Origin of the sequence: Psychromonas sp. MME1 (assembly GCF_041080865.1) — a bacterium.
Taxonomy (GTDB): Bacteria; Pseudomonadota; Gammaproteobacteria; order Enterobacterales; family Psychromonadaceae; genus Psychromonas.
Map to the genome: position 1 here is coordinate 3217945 of NZ_CP160906.1, position 16533 is coordinate 3234477.

Sequence of the window (16533 nt, forward strand, 5' to 3'; positions counted from 1 at the left end):
GCCTCTAATGTTTTATTTACTTAAACCTTAAGGTTGATAGTTTTATATTTAACCTGTTTTAAATTTAGTATTCAATAGGTAACTATTAAATCGGAGAAGTTACTTATGCTGAATCATCAAGACTTAGGTTTACAAGATAAACAATTAATTAAAAATTTTTCTTATATTAACGGCAGTTGGCACAGTAGTGAGTCTCAAATAGAGGTGACTAATCCCGCTAATGGGAAAGTGATTGCGAGAGTGGCTAATGCAGGGGTTGTGGAAACTGAATTAGCCATAAAATCAGCTAATGACGCTTACAAAATGTGGTCAACTAAATCAGCAAATGAACGTGCTAAATTAATGAAAAATTGGTTTGATTTAATGATGCAACATCAAGAAGATTTAGGACGGATTTTAACGCTAGAACAAGGTAAACCATTTGCGGAAGCAAAAGGTGAAATAGCCTATGGCGCTGCATTCATTGAATGGTTTGCTGAGGAAGGCAAACGAGTTTATGGTGATACTATTCCTGGTCCTGCTCACGATAAACGTATTATTGTTATAAAACAGCCCATTGGTGTTGTTGCTGCTATCACTCCGTGGAACTTTCCGAATGCAATGATTTCTCGTAAAGCGGCCGCAGCATTGGCGGCGGGTTGTACTTTTGTGGTTCGTCCAGCAACACAAACACCACTTTCTGCATTAGCGATGGCTGAACTAGCCGAACGTGCGGGCATTCCAGGAGGTGTTTTTAACGTCGTTGTTGGAGACGATGCAAGAGGGATGGGTGAAGTATTAACACAACACCCATATGTCAATAAATTCACTTTTACCGGGTCAACGGCTGTAGGTAAGTCATTAATTAGGCAATGCGCATCGTCAGTAAAAAAGGTATCGATGGAGCTAGGTGGTAATGCACCCTTTATTGTCTTTAACGATGCAGATGTTGAAGCCGCAGTACAAGGCGCAGTAATGTCTAAATATCGTAATGCGGGTCAAACTTGTGTTTGTACGAATCGTATTTTTGTACAAAGCAAAGTGGTTGAAGAATTCACTGCAAAATTTGTAGCTGCAGTATCTGCGTTAACTGTAGGTGATGGTTTAGTTGAAGGGATAAATATCGGCCCTATGATCTCTAGTGATGCCGTTATTAATGTTCATAAGCTAGTGGAGGAGTCTATCTCAGCGGGAGCAAATTTGGTTTTAGGTGGTAAAAAACATAAATATGGGGATAACTTCTATCAACCCACTATTTTAACTAATGTCACCAATGATATGCCCATTGCCAGTAATGAAATTTTTGGCCCCGTTTCTCCCATTATTGCTTTTGAAGATGAAGATGAAGTGATTGCAATGGCCAACGACACTGAGTATGGGTTAGCTGCTTACTTTTATGCGCGCGATATTGGTTTAATTTGGCGTGTTGCTGAAGCTCTTGAGTTTGGCATGGTTGGAATTAATGAAGCAGCCATCTCCAATGCTGCCGCTCCCTTTGGAGGTGTAAAGCAATCTGGGAATGGTCGCGAAGGGTCAAAATATGGCTTAGACGATTACTTAGAAATTAAATATTTATGTCTGGGTGGTTTAGATAAATAAACGTTATTTATAGAAAAATTTTGACAATTAAAATAATAAGATTAGGTGAATAAAATGAACAATGCAGAATTACAGAAAAGAAAAGGAGAGGTAATTGCACGTGGTCAAGGTAATGTTTATCCCGTGTATGTTGAACGAGCTAAAAACGCTGAAATTTGGGATGTTGAAGGTAATCGTTACATTGACTTTGCTACCGGTATTGCGGTCTGTAATACGGGGCATAGCCATCCTAAAGTGATTGAATCGGTAAAGGCACAAATTGATAAATTTAGCCATACCTGCATGACCGTAAATCCATATGAGGTCGCTGTCCAATTGGCTGAAAAGTTGGTTGAAATTGCCCCTGGAGAATCAGAAAAGAAAGCTATTTTTCTAACAAGTGGTGCGGAAGCGGTAGAGAATTGTGTGAAAATAGCACGAGCTCATACTGGCCGTCGAGGTGTCATTGCATTTAACGGTGGTTTTCATGGCCGTACTAATTTAACCATGGCATTAACTGGAAAAATGACTCCCTATAAGTATTTGTTCGGCCCATTCCCTGCTGATATCTATCATGCACCTTTTCCAATCGAGTCTCATGGTATCTCTGTTAATGATTCATTGAAAGCGATCAACAACTTATTTAAAGTCGATATTTCTCCTACGGATGTTGCCGCTATTATCGTTGAACCTGTACAGGGGGAGGGCGGTTTTTATTTTGCCCCTACAGAGTTCTTAGTGGCTTTACGCAATCTTTGTGATGAGCATGGTATTGTTTTAATCGCAGATGAAATTCAAACTGGTTTTGGTCGTACAGGTAAAATGTTCAATATGGAGTATTCTAATGTTGAACCTGATTTAATGACGATGGCAAAAGGGATTGCAGGTGGCTTTCCAATTTCCGCAGTTGTAGGAAAAAGTAAAATTATGGATGCACCGTTACCAGGCGGATTAGGAGGCACTTATGGTGGCTCTCCCGTTGCCTGTGCAGCTGCTTTAGCTGTGTTAGAAGTGATTAAAGATGAAAATTTAATTCAAAGAGCAAATGAAATTGGTGCAATTTTTAATGAAAAATTAACCATTTTAAAAAATCAACATCCACAACTTATTTCAGATGTCAGAAATAAAGGAGCAATGATTGCGATTGAGTTAATAACTGATGGTGATATCGAACAACCAAATAGTACATTAACACAAGCAATTATCGCTAATGCAGCTGAGTATGGCTTGGTGCTATTAGCCTGCGGGTTTTACGGTAATGTGATCCGCTTTTTGCCTGCTTTGACCGCAAGCAATGAAATTATTGAGGAAGGAGTAGAGCAATTTACACAATTATTTAAATCGCTATGTTAATAGAACACTTTAATTACCTTTGATAGAAAATAAACAGAGAAACCTATTATGTTTTGCTCGGTTGCTCTATTTTATATTTTTGAATAGTGCATTTATACCCATGTTACGTCAAGGTGCAAAGCATCTTGAAGTAACATGGACATAACATTGCCTTTGATTGGGTCTGTAAATAGTAATATCTGCATCTTAAATTATTTTTTTGATGGCGTTAATCTCAGAAAGTAACCACTCAATCGATGGCTGATGGTCATATAGTTTGTGGGTGATAATATTTAATACTAGTGGAGGAATTTCATCTGGTAATTCTATGATTTTAAGTGGGATCATAGAGATAAGTAACTGCGCAACTCTTATTGGTACCGGAAATAATAATCCTGTTCGAGCGCTGATCATACCGCCAATTGCGTAACTTTGTGTGACCATGTGGATGTTACGGTATAGTTTTTGATCGTGTAGCCAATTATCAATGACATCGGAGCCATTTAATGTTATTGGCAAGTGAATTTGGCTTTCACTGGCAAATTGTATAGTGGTTAATTTATCTGGAATATCGCGCCAGGTGGCGACAACTGCAACATATTGATCGCGCAGCCACTCCTGACTGCTAAAGTTTTTGGATGCGTGCGGCAGGTTATCGACTCCGACATGAAAATCTAACGCGCCACCCTCCATCTGTTCCATTTTTACATTCTCAGAATTGATATCTATTGAAAGCCTTATATTAGGTGCTTGCTCTATAAATTTTTCAGCAAGTACCGGCATGGCGACGAATTCAAAATAATCACAAGCACCAATATAAAAAGTATGGGGATCAGTTAAGGGGTTAAAGGAAGACTGCATCTCAGATGCGCGTTTTATACTGGAAACACCCTGTCTGAGAACCGGTAACATATTTTTCGCGAATGGGGTGGGCTCCATTCCTCGGCTAGTACGAACAAAGAGTTGATCGTTAAATCGTTGCCGTAACTTAGCCAGATTATGGCTTGCAGCCGATTGGCTGACATAAAGTTTTTCTGCTGCTCTTGAGATATTTCGTTCATCATCCAATGCAATCAGTATACGCAATTGATTTAAATCTAAGTTCATTTCATCACCCTATTGTTATGAATTTTATTCATACTTTTGGGTGTTAATATACTTTAAAGCATAATTAAAAATCAATAATTTAAATAACAGTTATTGTTGGCTGAGTAAATCCATAAGTCACTTGTGTTGACACCAACAGCGCACCTTAAATCAGTGTTGCAAAAAGCGAGTTGCCATGGTGTTTGGCGCGTTTTTCTATCTGTTTTTATTCTATCTATTGAGGTCATCCATTGTTGATGCTCATCTATACAGAAAATCTCTCCCACTAAACTTTAGCATTTACTTAAGTAAGGTTAATTAATTTTACATTTAAGAATATAAATGACGCGCCATAATGAGCTTAGATATTAATTGGGTGCCATTATTAGGGATTATTTATGAATCAGCAGCAGGGTTATCATGGCTTGACTCAGGCACAGTTAGACGCGCATTGGATGGCGTTTACAGGAAATCGTCAATTTAAAAAAGACCCTCGTATCATTAGCGCAGCGCAAGGTAATTATTACACGGATGTTGCTGGGCGTAAGATATTTGATGGATTATCTGGATTGTGGTGCAGTGGCATTGGGCATGGTCATCCTGCGATAGTTGAAGCGGTTAGCCAGCAGATAAAGAGTTTAGATTATACGCCTGCCTTTCAATTTGGGCATATAAAATCCTTTCAATTAGCGGAAAAAATCGTCGATTTTATGCCACAGGGGTTAAATCGGGTATTTTATACTGGCTCTGGATCGGAGTCCGTAGAGACTTCTCTTAAAATGGCTCGCGCTTATTGGCGTAAAAAAGGTTGTGCGAGTAAAACCAAGTTGATTGGTCGTGGTCTTGGTTACCATGGAGTTAATTTCGGCGGTATTTCGGTTGGTGGTATCGGTGCAAATAAGTCTCTCTTTGGCTCGGCGTTGGATGCCGCTCATTTACGTCATACGATGTTGCCAGAGAACATTTATTGTAAAGGTCAGCCTGCTCTAGGAGCAGATCTTGCTGATGAATTATTGCAGCTCATTGCTCTGCATGATGCGTCTAATATCGCTGCGCTTATTGTTGAGCCGATGTCTGGTTCTGCGGGTGTTATTCCTCCTCCTATCGGTTATTTAAATCGTCTTCGAGAAATTTGCGATCAACATAATATCTTACTCATTTTTGATGAGGTGATCTGTGCATTTGGTCGAATGGGGGCTAAAACCGGCGCAGAGGCTTTTAGTGTTGTACCTGACATCATGTGTATTGCTAAACAGATAACCAATGGCGCTATCCCAATGGGAGCTGTGATCGCTAAGCAAGAAATTTACGATACCTTTATGGAGCAAGGTGGCCCTGACTATTTGATTGAGTTTCCACATGGTTATACCTATTCAGCTCACCCTGTTGCGTGTGCTGCTGGATTAGCGGCTTTAGATGTACTAGAGAAAGAAAAGCTGATTGAGCGTGTTAAAGGGCTGAGTCACTATTTTGAAAATGCAGTACACAGCTTAAAAGGGTGTAAGTACGTCAGTGATATTAGAAATTATGGATTTGCCGCGGCCTTTACCATTGAGTCTTTTCCTGGAGAGCCTGCACTACGACCTTACCAAATCGCGATGAAAATGTGGGAAAAAGGGTTTTATGTGCGCTATGGAGGGGCAACCATTCAACTTGGTTTGCCGTTTACCAGTGAACCGCAGGAGATTGATTCATTAATTAATGCGCTCGGAGAAACATTTAACGAAATAGGGTAATACGTATTTGTAAGGAAAATAGGTGCTTGCTTCGTGAACCAATAAAATAGCAAAGCGGCAGCAACAATATTTATAGATCAATACAAACAGGGTAAACCTGTGTGCTGGAGAGTTATATGAGTAAAGTAGTAGGTCACTTGATTGGTGGGAAAATAGTTAATGATAATCAGCGTAGCCAAGATGTATTTGATCCCGCACTTGGAAAAGCTGTTAGTAAAGTCGGATTGGCATCTAAAAAAACCGTTGAGCAAGCGATTGCTGCCGCTGAGCAAGTATTTCCTGAATGGCGAAATACAGCTGCTCACAAACGTGCGCAAATCATGTTTCGCTTTAAAGCGCTATTGGAAGAAAATGCTGAAAAAATTTGCCAGTTGATTGGTCGAGAACATGGCAAAATTTCGCATGATGCAGCTGGTGAATTACAACGCGGCATTGAAAATGTTGAGTTTGCATGTGCTGCACCTCAGTTATTGAAAGGTGAGCACAGTAAAAATGTGGGAGCAAACATTGATACTTGGAGCGAGTTTCAAGCGCTAGGGGTGGTGGCAGGAATTACTCCGTTTAATTTCCCCGCAATGGTGCCGATGTGGATGTTTCCACTCGCGATTGTATGTGGTAACTGCTTTATTTTGAAACCATCAGAGCGAGCTCCAAGTGCAACGCTTTTTATTGCACAACTCTTAGAGGAAGCAGGCTTACCCGCTGGCGTTATGAATGTGGTTAATGGGGACAAAGAGGCGGTTGATGTTCTATTAACGGATGAGCGCATCAAAGCGGTCAGTTTTGTTGGTTCGACACCGATTGCAGAACAGATTTATAGCAAAGCAAGCGCTAATGGAAAGCGCTGCCAGGCCTTAGGTGGCGCTAAAAATCACGCTATTGTGATGCCGGATGCTGATATGGACAATGCGGTGAGTCAATTATTGGGTGCCGCATTTGGTTCATCGGGGGAGCGCTGCATGGCATTGTCGGTAGTCGTTGTCGTGGGAGATCAAGCGGGTGATACATTAATCGAAAAAATGCGCAGCGCAATGCAAGGTCTGAGTGTAGGGGCGTGCGATAAAGTAACGAATAATTTTGGGCCTCTGATCAGTAAAGAGCACCAACAAAAAGTGATTGGTTATATTGATAGCGCAGAAAAACAAGGGGCCAAAATTGTGGTTGATGGGCGTACGATGGTGGTACCTGGTTATGAAGAAGGGTATTTTGTTGGGGCGACTTTGATTGATGAGGTCAATGCTGAGATGGATAGCTATCAAGCCGAAATTTTTGGTCCTGTTCTACAGGTGGTACGCGTACAGACAATGCAAGAAGCGATGCAGTTAATTGATGATCATGAATATGGTAATGGCACCTGTATTTTCACCCGCGATGGTGAAGCTGCGCGTTACTTTTCTGACAATATTCAAGTGGGTATGGTTGGCATCAATGTGCCTTTGCCTGTCCCAGTTGCTTATCACAGCTTTGGTGGCTGGAAGCGTTCACTATTTGGTGATTTGCATGCTTATGGCCCGGACGGCGTGCGTTTCTATACCAAACGTAAGACGGTTACGCAACGTTGGCCATCGAGTGGTGTGCGAGAAAATGCGAGTTTTGCATTCCCAAGCTAATCCTATGGTGACGTTGCTATAAAATAGGCAAAGAGGGGGGATATGCTTGAGAGTCTCTTTATTGCAGCAAATGCTCTTTGCTGCTGGGTATCTCGTGGCTATGTTTTGGCTTTCTATGTACTTGCATCGGAGCAATCTTCGTGGCTTAGCAATTAACTCTGATTAATCGCAATAGATACAGATAGGTTTGTTCCAAGTCAAACAGAAAAATGGAGTAATAGTGCGCTAGTCTCTCTGTTTATGTTTGTTGTTGGTTATCTTACTCTACAGTTATGAATAAAATTCATAGAATAATGAGAATAATCAATTTCAAAAAATAGAGCAAAATCGGTAAGTTGACTAACAGAAGTTGACATATCAATTAAGTGAGCAGAGCGGCTATGCAATCAAAAAGTGAATCGCGATATTACTAAAGTAATTGATATGAAAAGGTAGGGATATGAATGTGGATAATAGACACTATATAAATGGAGCATGGCAGCTTCCCGCTTCTACAAAGCGTTTTTCTGTTATTAATCCTGCGACAGAAGCGGTGATTAAAGAGGTCAACGCCGGAAATAAAAAAGATATTGATACTGCAGTACAAGCAGCAAGATTTGCATTTGACAATGGCCCCTGGCCGCAATTAACAGGTGCCGAGCGCGCTGTTTATCTGCGTAGAATTGCAAAAATTATTACTCGTCGTTGTGCTGAATTGAGTGCGCTTGAAGTACTCGATAATGGTAAGCCTTATCCAGAAGCGCAGTGGGATATCGAAGATACCGCCAGTACTTTTTCCTATTATGCCTCGCTGGCTGAAGAGTTAGATAACAATAGTGAGCAGGATATTGCCTTACCAGACTCGCGTTTTAATTGTAGTGCCATTAAACAACCTCTGGGAGTAGTTGGGGCGATTATTCCTTGGAATTTCCCGATGTTGATGGCTGCTTGGAAGGTCGCACCAGCGCTTGCAGCTGGATGCACAATGGTCTTAAAACCCTCAGAGGTTACGCCGTTAACCGCATTAGCATTAGCTGAAATAGCTGATGAAGCAGAGTTACCTGCAGGAGTGTTAAATATCGTCACTGGGTTAGGAAGTGAAGCTGGAAAAGCACTCGCTGAACATCCCTGTGTTGATAAATTAGCCTTTACAGGATCCGTGCCTACCGGTTCTCAAATCATGGCCACTGCTGCACGTGATATCAAGAATATTAGTCTTGAGTTGGGGGGAAAATCACCATTTGTTATTTTCGAAGATAGCGATATAGAAAAAGCGATTGAATGGATCATGTTTGGTATTTTCTGGAATCAAGGTCAGGTTTGTTCTGCTACCTCACGCGTATTAGTCGCACAAGCGATATACCCGAAGTTATTAAGTCGCTTAGTGGAGGAATCACAAAAAATCACCATCGGAGCCGGTGATAAAGAGGGGGTGTTACTCGGGCCTTTGGTTAATCAACAGCAGTATCAAAAAGTGTTACAGGCGATTGCTAAAGGGGTCGAAGAAGGCGCAACCATAGCCGCTGGCGGTGGTCGCCCAGATGGATTAGACAAAGGTTATTACTTACAACCCACAGTGCTGACAGATATGTCAGAAGATAGTTGGATATGGCGAGAAGAGATATTTGGCCCCGTGGTTTGTGTCAAACCCTTTGCCAGTGAAAGTGAAGCGCTAGCGATGGCGAATAACTCACGATTTGGCCTTGCTGCTGCAGTGATGTCCAAAGATAAACAGCGCTGTGAGCGTGTTGCAAAGGCATTTAGGGCTGGCATTGTGTGGATTAATTGCTCGCAACCTACTTTTGTCGAAGCGCCTTGGGGTGGGGTTAAATCGTCCGGGATTGGTCGAGAGTTAGGTCTATGGGGACTCAATAACTACCTTGAAGTAAAGCAGATCACAAGCTTTGCTAGCGATCAAGCTTGGGCATGGTATATCAAATAACTTTAAATTAAGAGGATTTATGCAAGCACATATAGAAGCATTGAAAGATTCAAAACATTGTCCACTTTGGCTTGATCACGAAGATCTTCCCGCTACACTGCCTGCGTTACAAAAAGATGAACATTGTGAGTTACTGATTGTCGGTGGTGGTTTTACAGGCCTTTGGGCTGCATTACAATTAAAAGAGCGTAATCCTGATAGCGATATTATTTTAATTGAGAAAACATTTATTGGTGATGGCGCTTCTGGACGGAATGGTGGTTTCATTAGTGAAGATTTAGCACATGGTGCTGAAAATATGGTTCAGCGTTTTCCTGTTGAAGCTGAAAAATTGGCTGAACTAGGCCATCAAAATGTAAAAGAGTTTCTCAACACGCTAGAGCGTTATGGTATCGATGCGCGATATGAAAAGGTTGGTGGAACTGAAGTTGCTACCGATGCTAAGTATGTTGAATATTTACGTCAAGTTTATGAAAAAAATAAAGCAGCAGGCAACGATGTTGTTTGGTTTGATAAAGAGGCGATGCAAGCGGAAGTTCATTCTCCAACCTATTTAGCAGGCCTATGGTATAAAGAAGGCTATGATGGCGTACTAGATCCTGCTCGTTTATGTTGGGGGTTAAAACGTGTACTTGTTGAGTTGGGTGTTCGTATTTACGAACAAACATCATTAGAAAATTTTAAACAATTACATGATAAAAGCATGCAAAGTGAGTGCCCCGGGGGCACCATTTGCAGTGATAAAATATTTTTTGCAACAAATGGCTACCACTCTCCGGTTGCTAAAATTAGGCGTAAAGTGCTTCCTGTTTGGGACTATCAACTCGCGACGGAGCCATTAACAGATGAACAGTTGGCATCCATCGGTTGGAATAAGTTTCGTCATGCTCTTTATGATAATTTTAATATGTTTCACTATTACCGTTTAACTCAGGATAACCGAATTACTTGGGGCGGTGGCGGTGCTGTTCGTTATTATTTTAATAGTAATACTGACCAGAGCTGCGCAGATATACCCGCTCGTTTTGAACAGTTGTCTAAGGAGTTTTTTGAAACATTTCCTCAACTATCGGGCATCAAGTTTACCCATCGTTGGAGTGGGATTATTGCAACAACAACACGTTTATGCGTCGCCCCAAACGTTGGCTATAACGGTCGGGTTTCATGGGCGGTAGGTTATACAGGGTTAGGAGTGGGGGCCGCCAGATTCGGTGCTCGAGTGGGACTTGAGTTATTAGGGTATTATCCTAGTGATGTATTAAAAATGGGGTTTGTTAAAAAATTCGTCATTCCTTGGCCATTTGAACCGCTACGCTGGATTGGTTATAAAATTACTCATCGTGCGTTAGTAAAATCTGATGCAAATGGTGGCAAGCGTGGCTTATGGTTAAAAATGTTAGATTTAATGGGGCTTGGTTTTGCCTGCTAGCGATGAACATTATTGCGTTATGCTAAATATTGCTACCATGAATAGAAGGGCGTATGGGTAATAAAAAACATTTTCTACCCAGCCAACTTGGTGATTCGCATATTCGTCTTTTACGTATATTTAAAGTGGTTATTGAATCAGGTGGGTTTTCCGCAGCAGAGGTACAACTCAATATTACAACCTCTGCGATTAGTTTAGCTATCACTGAGTTAGAGTCTCTTTTAAATATGCGCCTATGTAATCGTGGACGCTCTGGGTTCTCTGTCACAGATCATGGTAAATCGGTTTATGCTGCTACTTTACAATTGTTGGGTAGCTTAGAGACATTTAAGTCTCAAATTAATGCGATTAACACCGAGCTAATTGGGGATCTTAATATTGGCATTACTGATAACTTGGTAACCAACCCTCAGATGCGAGTGACCCGCGCTATTAGTTCCCTCAAGCATCATGCGCCCGGCGTATTTTTTAACATTCGTATGATGCCTCCTAATGATATTGAATTGGCTATTTTAGATGGTCAACTTCATATTGGTGTGGTGCCTGATTTACGCCCGTTATCAGGATTATCTTACCTACCGTTATATGATGAAAAATCATTACTTTATTGCAGTGTAGAACATCCTTTATTCCATCAAAATTTAAATATAATCTGTGATGCAGAGATTGCTAAATACGATGCCGTGTTAGCCAACTATGTTCAATCGAGTGACATTATTAAGCAACAAAAAAAATTAAATATTGCAGCTACATCAACCGATAGAGAAGGGATTGCTTTTCTTATTTTAACGGGACGCTTCATCGGTTTTTTACCGACACATTTTGCGAACGTTGGGTAGATAAAGATTTATTACGTCCTATTGATCCCTATCGAAGGCGTTTTGTTACCAAGTTTTCAGCGATAACACGTAAAGGTGCGCGAACCAATTTAATACTTGAAGCATATATAGAAGAGCTTAGTAAAATGTGTATGCCACATGGTGATGCTGATTGAACTAGTTGCTTATACTCAAAATAGATCCAAACCTAACCAGCTATAAAAATTACCGAATAGAGTGTTAGAAGCCTTTACTCTTCTTTTAGATAAGAAAATATTTAATTGCAGTCGTTCACCTCTTTCAGTTTTTTTCTTGTCATTAAACCACAAATAATGCAGTTCACTATGCATATTAATTGATGAGTTTATTTACTTAAATTCTATTATTTTATTTTTAATATATTGCTCCAAAGTGGTCTGAGTAAGTGCTGGAAAGCTATCTGTTAGCAAGAGTATTACGTTTTAGTAAGAGAGATTGACGAAGTCCGATATCTGAGAATATAGGGCTAGTTTTTATCTGAATTCATTCTCTTTTTGCCAGGTTATGAATTTAATTCATAGAGTAATGATAATAATCAATTTCAAAAGAGAAGATAAAATCGGTAAGTTAATTACAAGAGGTTGAAAGGACTATTAGTTAGTCCATAGAAACTAAGTCGCTATTACATTTAGCATGGTGATTATATGACCTAAATTATAGTTGAATAAACTGAATTCTATAACAAGTTATATATTTTACATTGACGTAACATATTATTAGACAAGGAGTTAACATGAAATTTATTAAAAAAAATGCAGCGATGGCTATATTGACTAGTGGGCTCTTAATGAGTGCGACAAGCTCTGCTGAAGAAGTATTACACATGTATAATTGGTCTGATTATATCGCTGAAGATACCTTAGCAAATTTCCAAAAAAGACCGGTATTCGTGTTATTTATGATGTATTTGATAGTAATGAACTATTAGAATCAAAGCTTTTATCCGGTCGTTCCGGCTATGACCTCGTTGTTCCTTCGCAGAGCTTTTTAGCTAAGCAGATTCAAGCGGGTGTTTTTATGAAGTTAGATCGCAGCAAATTAACCAATTATGGTAATTTGGATGCGCAATTAATGAAGCAATTACAAGCTTCTGATCCTGGTAATGAACATGCTGTCCCTTATTTATGGGGAACCAACGGTATTGGTTATAACATTGATAAAGTAAAAGCGGTACTAGGTGAAGATGCGCCCGTCGATTCATTAGATCTTATTTTTAATCCAAAATATGCAGAAAAACTATCACAATGCGGTTTGGCTGTCTTAGATACCCCCGATGAAATGATCCCTCAAGCGCTTCTTTACTTAGGCTTAAATCCGTTAAGTAAATCTCCTGCCGATTATAAAAAAGCAGGTGAGTTATTCGCTAAGATTCGCCCATATATTACCTATTTTCACTCGTCTAGATACATTACTGACTTAGCTAATGGTGATATTTGTGTCGCTTATGGTTTCTCGGGTGATGTTTTCCAAGCTGCCGCTCGTGCAGAAGAGGCTGGTAATGGCGTTCACGTGACCTATTCTATCCCCAAAGAAGGGGCTAACTTGTGGTTTGATATGTTAGCGATTCCTGCCGATGCAACGAACAAAGAAAATGCGCTGACTTTTATTAACTATTTATTACGTCCAGAGGTTATCGCTGGAATAACAAACTATGTTGCATATGCCAATGCCAATACTGCATCGCAAAAAATAGTTGATAAAGAGATCATTGAAAATCCTGCTATTTATCCTTCACAAGAGACTTTGAATAGCCTTTATATACAAGATGTTCGCCCTCTTAAAGCACAACGCGCATTAACACGCGAGTGGACTAAGATAGTTTCGGGTAAGTAAGTCAAAAAATAGAGGCAATATAGTTATTTGCCTCTTATTTGCATAACGTAAGATTTAGATGCCGGCTAAAAGTTTGCTAAAGGAGAAGGCATATGTACCCCAATATTGAAATGGAAAAACCTCAGAGAGTACACGAGGTGGAGAAAACTAAAAATGTTACTCCGGAAATATTGTTAGAGATTAAACAGGTCAGCAAAAAATTTGATGATGTCAGAGCCGTAGATGATGTGTCATTAACTATTAACAAAGGTGAAATTTTTGCCTTATTAGGTGGTTCTGGCTCTGGTAAATCGACGTTGTTACGAATGTTAGCTGGTTTTGAAAAGCCGACAGAGGGGCGCATTTTTCTTGATGGAGTTGATATTACCGATATTGAACCATACAAACGTCCTATTAATATGATGTTTCAATCTTATGCTTTATTCCCACACATGACCGTAGAACAGAATATTGATTTTGGTTTAAAGCAGGACAACATCGGCAAAGCTGAGCGTAAAGAAATTGTCGATGAAATGTTGAAGCTTGTCCATATGCAAGCGTATGCGAAACGTAAACCAGGACAGCTTTCTGGAGGGCAACGACAACGTGTTGCTTTAGCTCGTTCCTTAGCTAAAAAACCCAAATTATTGCTACTAGATGAGCCGATGGGGGCATTAGATAAGCAGCTTCGTACACAAATGCAATTAGAGGTCGTAGAAATTCTTGAGCGTGTAGGGGTAACTTGTGTGATGGTGACGCATGACCAAGAGGAAGCGATGACTATGTCGGATCGAATCGCGATTATGAAAAATGGTCGTATCATTCAAACGGGATCGCCAACAGATATTTATGAAAGCCCTAAGAGCCGAGATATAGCAGAGTTTATAGGCACAGTAAATTTATTTGAGTCACAAATCGTTGCCGATGAGGTCGACCATGTGATTGTTCAAGCTGAGAATATAAGTCAGCCATTTTATATCGGGCAAGGGGTAACCACGAGGGCTAAAGATAAGCGTGTTTGGTTGGCCATTCGCCCAGAAAAAATGGTTATTAGGCGAGAAAAACCGACCGCTAAATATAATTGGGTAGTAGGTGTTGTCGATGATATTGCTTATTTAGGGGGAATATCTATTTACTACATTAAGATTGAAAGTGGACAAATAGTGCAGTGTATTTTTACCAATCGTCAGCGTCGATTTGAGCCGCCTACATGGAATGATAGTTTATATATAAGCTGGGAGCCCACTGCGGGTGTGGTATTAACATCATGAAATATATTACTGGTTATCTCAAAGGGAAGTATATGACCATTGGCATTCCCTATATGTGGTTACTCTTATTCTTTGCAATCCCTTTTACCATAGTCTTGAAAATTAGTTTTTCTAGTGCAGCCATTGCGATTCCGCCTTACGAACCGATCTATTCCTATGTCGATGAAACTTTTCAAATTTTATTGAACTTGGGAAATTATCTGCTGTTGCTCGATGACGCAATGTATTACCAGTCTTATTTAAATTCTTTACAAATGGCCTTTTTTTCGACTTTAGGTTGTATTTTAATCGGTTATCCGATGGCCTATGCCATTGCTAGAGCGCCGGCTTCGAATCAAGGCGTGTTATTGTTATTAGTTATGTTACCGTCATGGACATCCTTTTTAATTCGTGTCTATGCCTGGATGGGGTTGCTGAGTAACAATGGCATCATCAATAATTTCTTAATGTGGTTAGGCATCATTTCTGAACCCATTGCGATGCTGAATACTAATTTTGCTGTGTATGTCGGTATTATTTATACCTATCTCCCTTTTATGGTTTTGCCTCTTTATTCAACGTTAGTTAAGCTTGATATGAGTCTGTTAGAAGCCGCTGCTGATTTAGGTTCACGTAATATTAATAGCTTTTGGAAAATAACCTTACCGCTTTCAAAATCTGGTGTTATTGCTGGCTCAATGTTGGTATTTATTCCCGTTGTTGGCGAGTTTGTTATTCCTGAATTGTTAGGGGGGCCAGATACATTGATGATAGGTAAGGTGTTATGGAAAGAGTTCTTTAACAATAGAGATTGGCCTGTTGCATCTGCTTTAGCGATTGTCATGCTAGCCATATTAGCGATACCAATAATTTTATTTAATCGTTATCAAGCACGTGAAATGGAGAAGTGAATATGAAAAAGTTATCCTTTTCTAATGCAATGCTATGGCTTGGCATGGCATTCCTTTATCTACCGATGTTAATAATGATCATTTACTCTTTTAATGGCTCAAAGTTAGTCACCGTGTGGGGGGGATTCTCTGTTAAATGGTATGGCGAGTTAGTAAAAGATCAGCAACTCCTTGATGCCGTTTTTACCAGTTTGCAAATTGCTTTTTTTAGTGCCTTCACTGCGGTTTTTCTAGGTACATTAGCTGCATTTGTTATGGCTCGTTTTAAGCAATCATTTGCAAAGTTAACTCTATCTAATATGATAACGGCCCCATTAGTTATGCCTGAAGTGGTCACGGGTTTATCACTTATGTTGCTATTTGTAGCTATGTTTGATTTGTTGGGCTGGCCCGCAGAACGAGGCGTGATAACTATTTGGATTGCGCATTCCACGTTTTGTGCTGCCTATGTAACAGTTGTTGTATCGGCACGATTACAGGAATTAGATCGCTCAATTGAAGAGGCTGCTTTAGATTTAGGTGCGACACCTTTGGTGACCTTTATCTTTATTACTTTACCGATGATTCTTCCTTCATTAATTACTGGCTGGTTTCTTTCTTTTAGTCTTTCTCTTGATGATTTAGTTATCGCTAGCTTTGTTTCGGGACCAGGCTCCACCACATTACCTATGACGGTTTTTTCCTCGGTACGTATGGGTGTTTCACCTAAAATAAATGCCTTAGCTGGTATTATGATAATGATCGTATCATTGCTTGCTTTATTATTCTGGTATTTAAGTCGTCGCAAAGAGAAGCTCGATAGGATGCAAGTGAACATGGTTTAACTCATCGATATAATGCTTTGCTTAAAAAAGAGATTTATAGATCTCTTTTTTATTGAATAAGTAAACGGAAAACAGCCTATAAAATTGCTGATGCATATGAGTTTTTTAGTTAGTAAATTCTGCTTTTATTATGCAACGGCAGATAGGTTAATTTAGTTGTAATATCGCGCCATATGTCTACAACACCAATTGATTGTTTGCAAGGGAC

General features: G+C 39.9%; 11 protein-coding genes and 1 pseudogene. 11 read left to right on the forward strand and 1 reads right to left on the reverse strand.

Features of this window, described 5'->3' with window-relative positions:
- Positions 1-105: 105 nt before the first annotated feature.
- Together AB2N10_RS14780 and gabT are read left to right on the forward strand one after the other, a co-directional pair.
- On the forward strand, positions 106-1578 hold the full coding sequence (locus AB2N10_RS14780; protein WP_354623136.1) for an NAD-dependent succinate-semialdehyde dehydrogenase: 1473 nt from the start codon (positions 106-108) through the stop codon (positions 1576-1578).
- 54 nt (positions 1579-1632) lie between these two features.
- Complete coding sequence (gabT, locus tag AB2N10_RS14785) at positions 1633-2910, forward strand: 4-aminobutyrate--2-oxoglutarate transaminase (protein WP_354623137.1); 1278 nt, start codon at positions 1633-1635, stop codon at positions 2908-2910.
- A 186-nt stretch (positions 2911-3096) separates the two neighbouring features.
- Here gabT and AB2N10_RS14790 read toward each other — a convergent pair whose 3' ends face one another.
- Positions 3097-3996, reverse strand: a complete 900-nt coding sequence (locus AB2N10_RS14790) for a LysR family transcriptional regulator (RefSeq protein ID WP_369434026.1) — start codon at positions 3994-3996, stop codon at positions 3097-3099.
- 377 nt (positions 3997-4373) lie between these two features.
- On the opposite strand from AB2N10_RS14790, the gene AB2N10_RS14795 reads away from it, so the two are divergent.
- The 9 genes and pseudogenes from AB2N10_RS14795 to AB2N10_RS14835 all read left to right on the forward strand — a co-directional run bounded on the left by AB2N10_RS14795 (position 4374) and on the right by AB2N10_RS14835 (position 16325).
- Positions 4374-5711, forward strand: a complete 1338-nt coding sequence (locus tag AB2N10_RS14795; protein WP_354623140.1) for an aspartate aminotransferase family protein — start codon at positions 4374-4376, stop codon at positions 5709-5711.
- A 116-nt stretch (positions 5712-5827) separates the two neighbouring features.
- Entirely contained in the window at positions 5828-7321 is a 1494-nt protein-coding gene (locus AB2N10_RS14800) for a CoA-acylating methylmalonate-semialdehyde dehydrogenase (protein ID WP_354623141.1), read from the forward strand.
- Positions 7322-7760: 439 nt separating this feature from the next.
- Complete coding sequence (locus AB2N10_RS14805) at positions 7761-9242, forward strand: aldehyde dehydrogenase family protein (protein WP_354623142.1); 1482 nt, start codon at positions 7761-7763, stop codon at positions 9240-9242.
- A gap of 19 nt (positions 9243-9261) precedes the next feature.
- Positions 9262-10671 carry an NAD(P)/FAD-dependent oxidoreductase gene (locus AB2N10_RS14810; RefSeq protein WP_369434027.1) on the forward strand — a complete coding sequence of 470 codons (1410 nt, stop codon included), beginning with the start codon at positions 9262-9264 and terminating at the stop codon, positions 10669-10671.
- Between the two features lie 53 nt (positions 10672-10724).
- Complete coding sequence (locus AB2N10_RS14815) at positions 10725-11510, forward strand: LysR family transcriptional regulator (protein ID WP_354623143.1); 786 nt, start codon at positions 10725-10727, stop codon at positions 11508-11510.
- A gap of 751 nt (positions 11511-12261) precedes the next feature.
- Positions 12262-13361 (forward strand): annotated as a pseudogene (locus AB2N10_RS14820) (polyamine ABC transporter substrate-binding protein).
- 110 nt (positions 13362-13471) lie between these two features.
- Entirely contained in the window at positions 13472-14611 is a 1140-nt protein-coding gene (locus tag AB2N10_RS14825) for a polyamine ABC transporter ATP-binding protein (RefSeq protein WP_354623470.1), read from the forward strand.
- Positions 14608-15501: an ABC transporter permease subunit gene (locus tag AB2N10_RS14830; RefSeq protein ID WP_354623145.1), complete on the forward strand. Its 894-nt coding sequence runs from the start codon at positions 14608-14610 to the stop codon at positions 15499-15501. Before AB2N10_RS14825 ends, AB2N10_RS14830 begins: the two co-directional genes overlap by 4 nt.
- Positions 15502-15503: 2 nt before the next feature.
- The gene (locus tag AB2N10_RS14835) at positions 15504-16325 is read left to right on the forward strand and encodes an ABC transporter permease subunit (RefSeq protein ID WP_369434028.1); all 822 of its coding nucleotides are present in this window, start codon (positions 15504-15506) and stop codon (positions 16323-16325) included.
- The last annotated feature ends 208 nt before the right edge of the window (positions 16326-16533 follow it).

Coding starts and splice junctions, on each gene's coding strand:
- AB2N10_RS14790 (WP_369434026.1), bottom strand. CDS start 3,996: ATGAACTTAGATTTAAATCAATTGCGTATACTGATTGCATTGGATGAT.
- AB2N10_RS14795 (WP_354623140.1), top strand. CDS start 4,374: ATGAATCAGCAGCAGGGTTATCATGGCTTGACTCAGGCACAGTTAGAC.
- AB2N10_RS14830 (WP_354623145.1), top strand. CDS start 14,608: ATGAAATATATTACTGGTTATCTCAAAGGGAAGTATATGACCATTGGC.
- AB2N10_RS14835 (WP_369434028.1), top strand. CDS start 15,504: ATGAAAAAGTTATCCTTTTCTAATGCAATGCTATGGCTTGGCATGGCA.
- AB2N10_RS14825 (WP_354623470.1), top strand. CDS start 13,472: ATGGAAAAACCTCAGAGAGTACACGAGGTGGAGAAAACTAAAAATGTT.
- AB2N10_RS14810 (WP_369434027.1), top strand. CDS start 9,262: ATGCAAGCACATATAGAAGCATTGAAAGATTCAAAACATTGTCCACTT.
- AB2N10_RS14800 (WP_354623141.1), top strand. CDS start 5,828: ATGAGTAAAGTAGTAGGTCACTTGATTGGTGGGAAAATAGTTAATGAT.
- AB2N10_RS14815 (WP_354623143.1), top strand. CDS start 10,725: ATGGGTAATAAAAAACATTTTCTACCCAGCCAACTTGGTGATTCGCAT.
- gabT (WP_354623137.1), top strand. CDS start 1,633: ATGAACAATGCAGAATTACAGAAAAGAAAAGGAGAGGTAATTGCACGT.
- AB2N10_RS14780 (WP_354623136.1), top strand. CDS start 106: ATGCTGAATCATCAAGACTTAGGTTTACAAGATAAACAATTAATTAAA.
- AB2N10_RS14805 (WP_354623142.1), top strand. CDS start 7,761: ATGAATGTGGATAATAGACACTATATAAATGGAGCATGGCAGCTTCCC.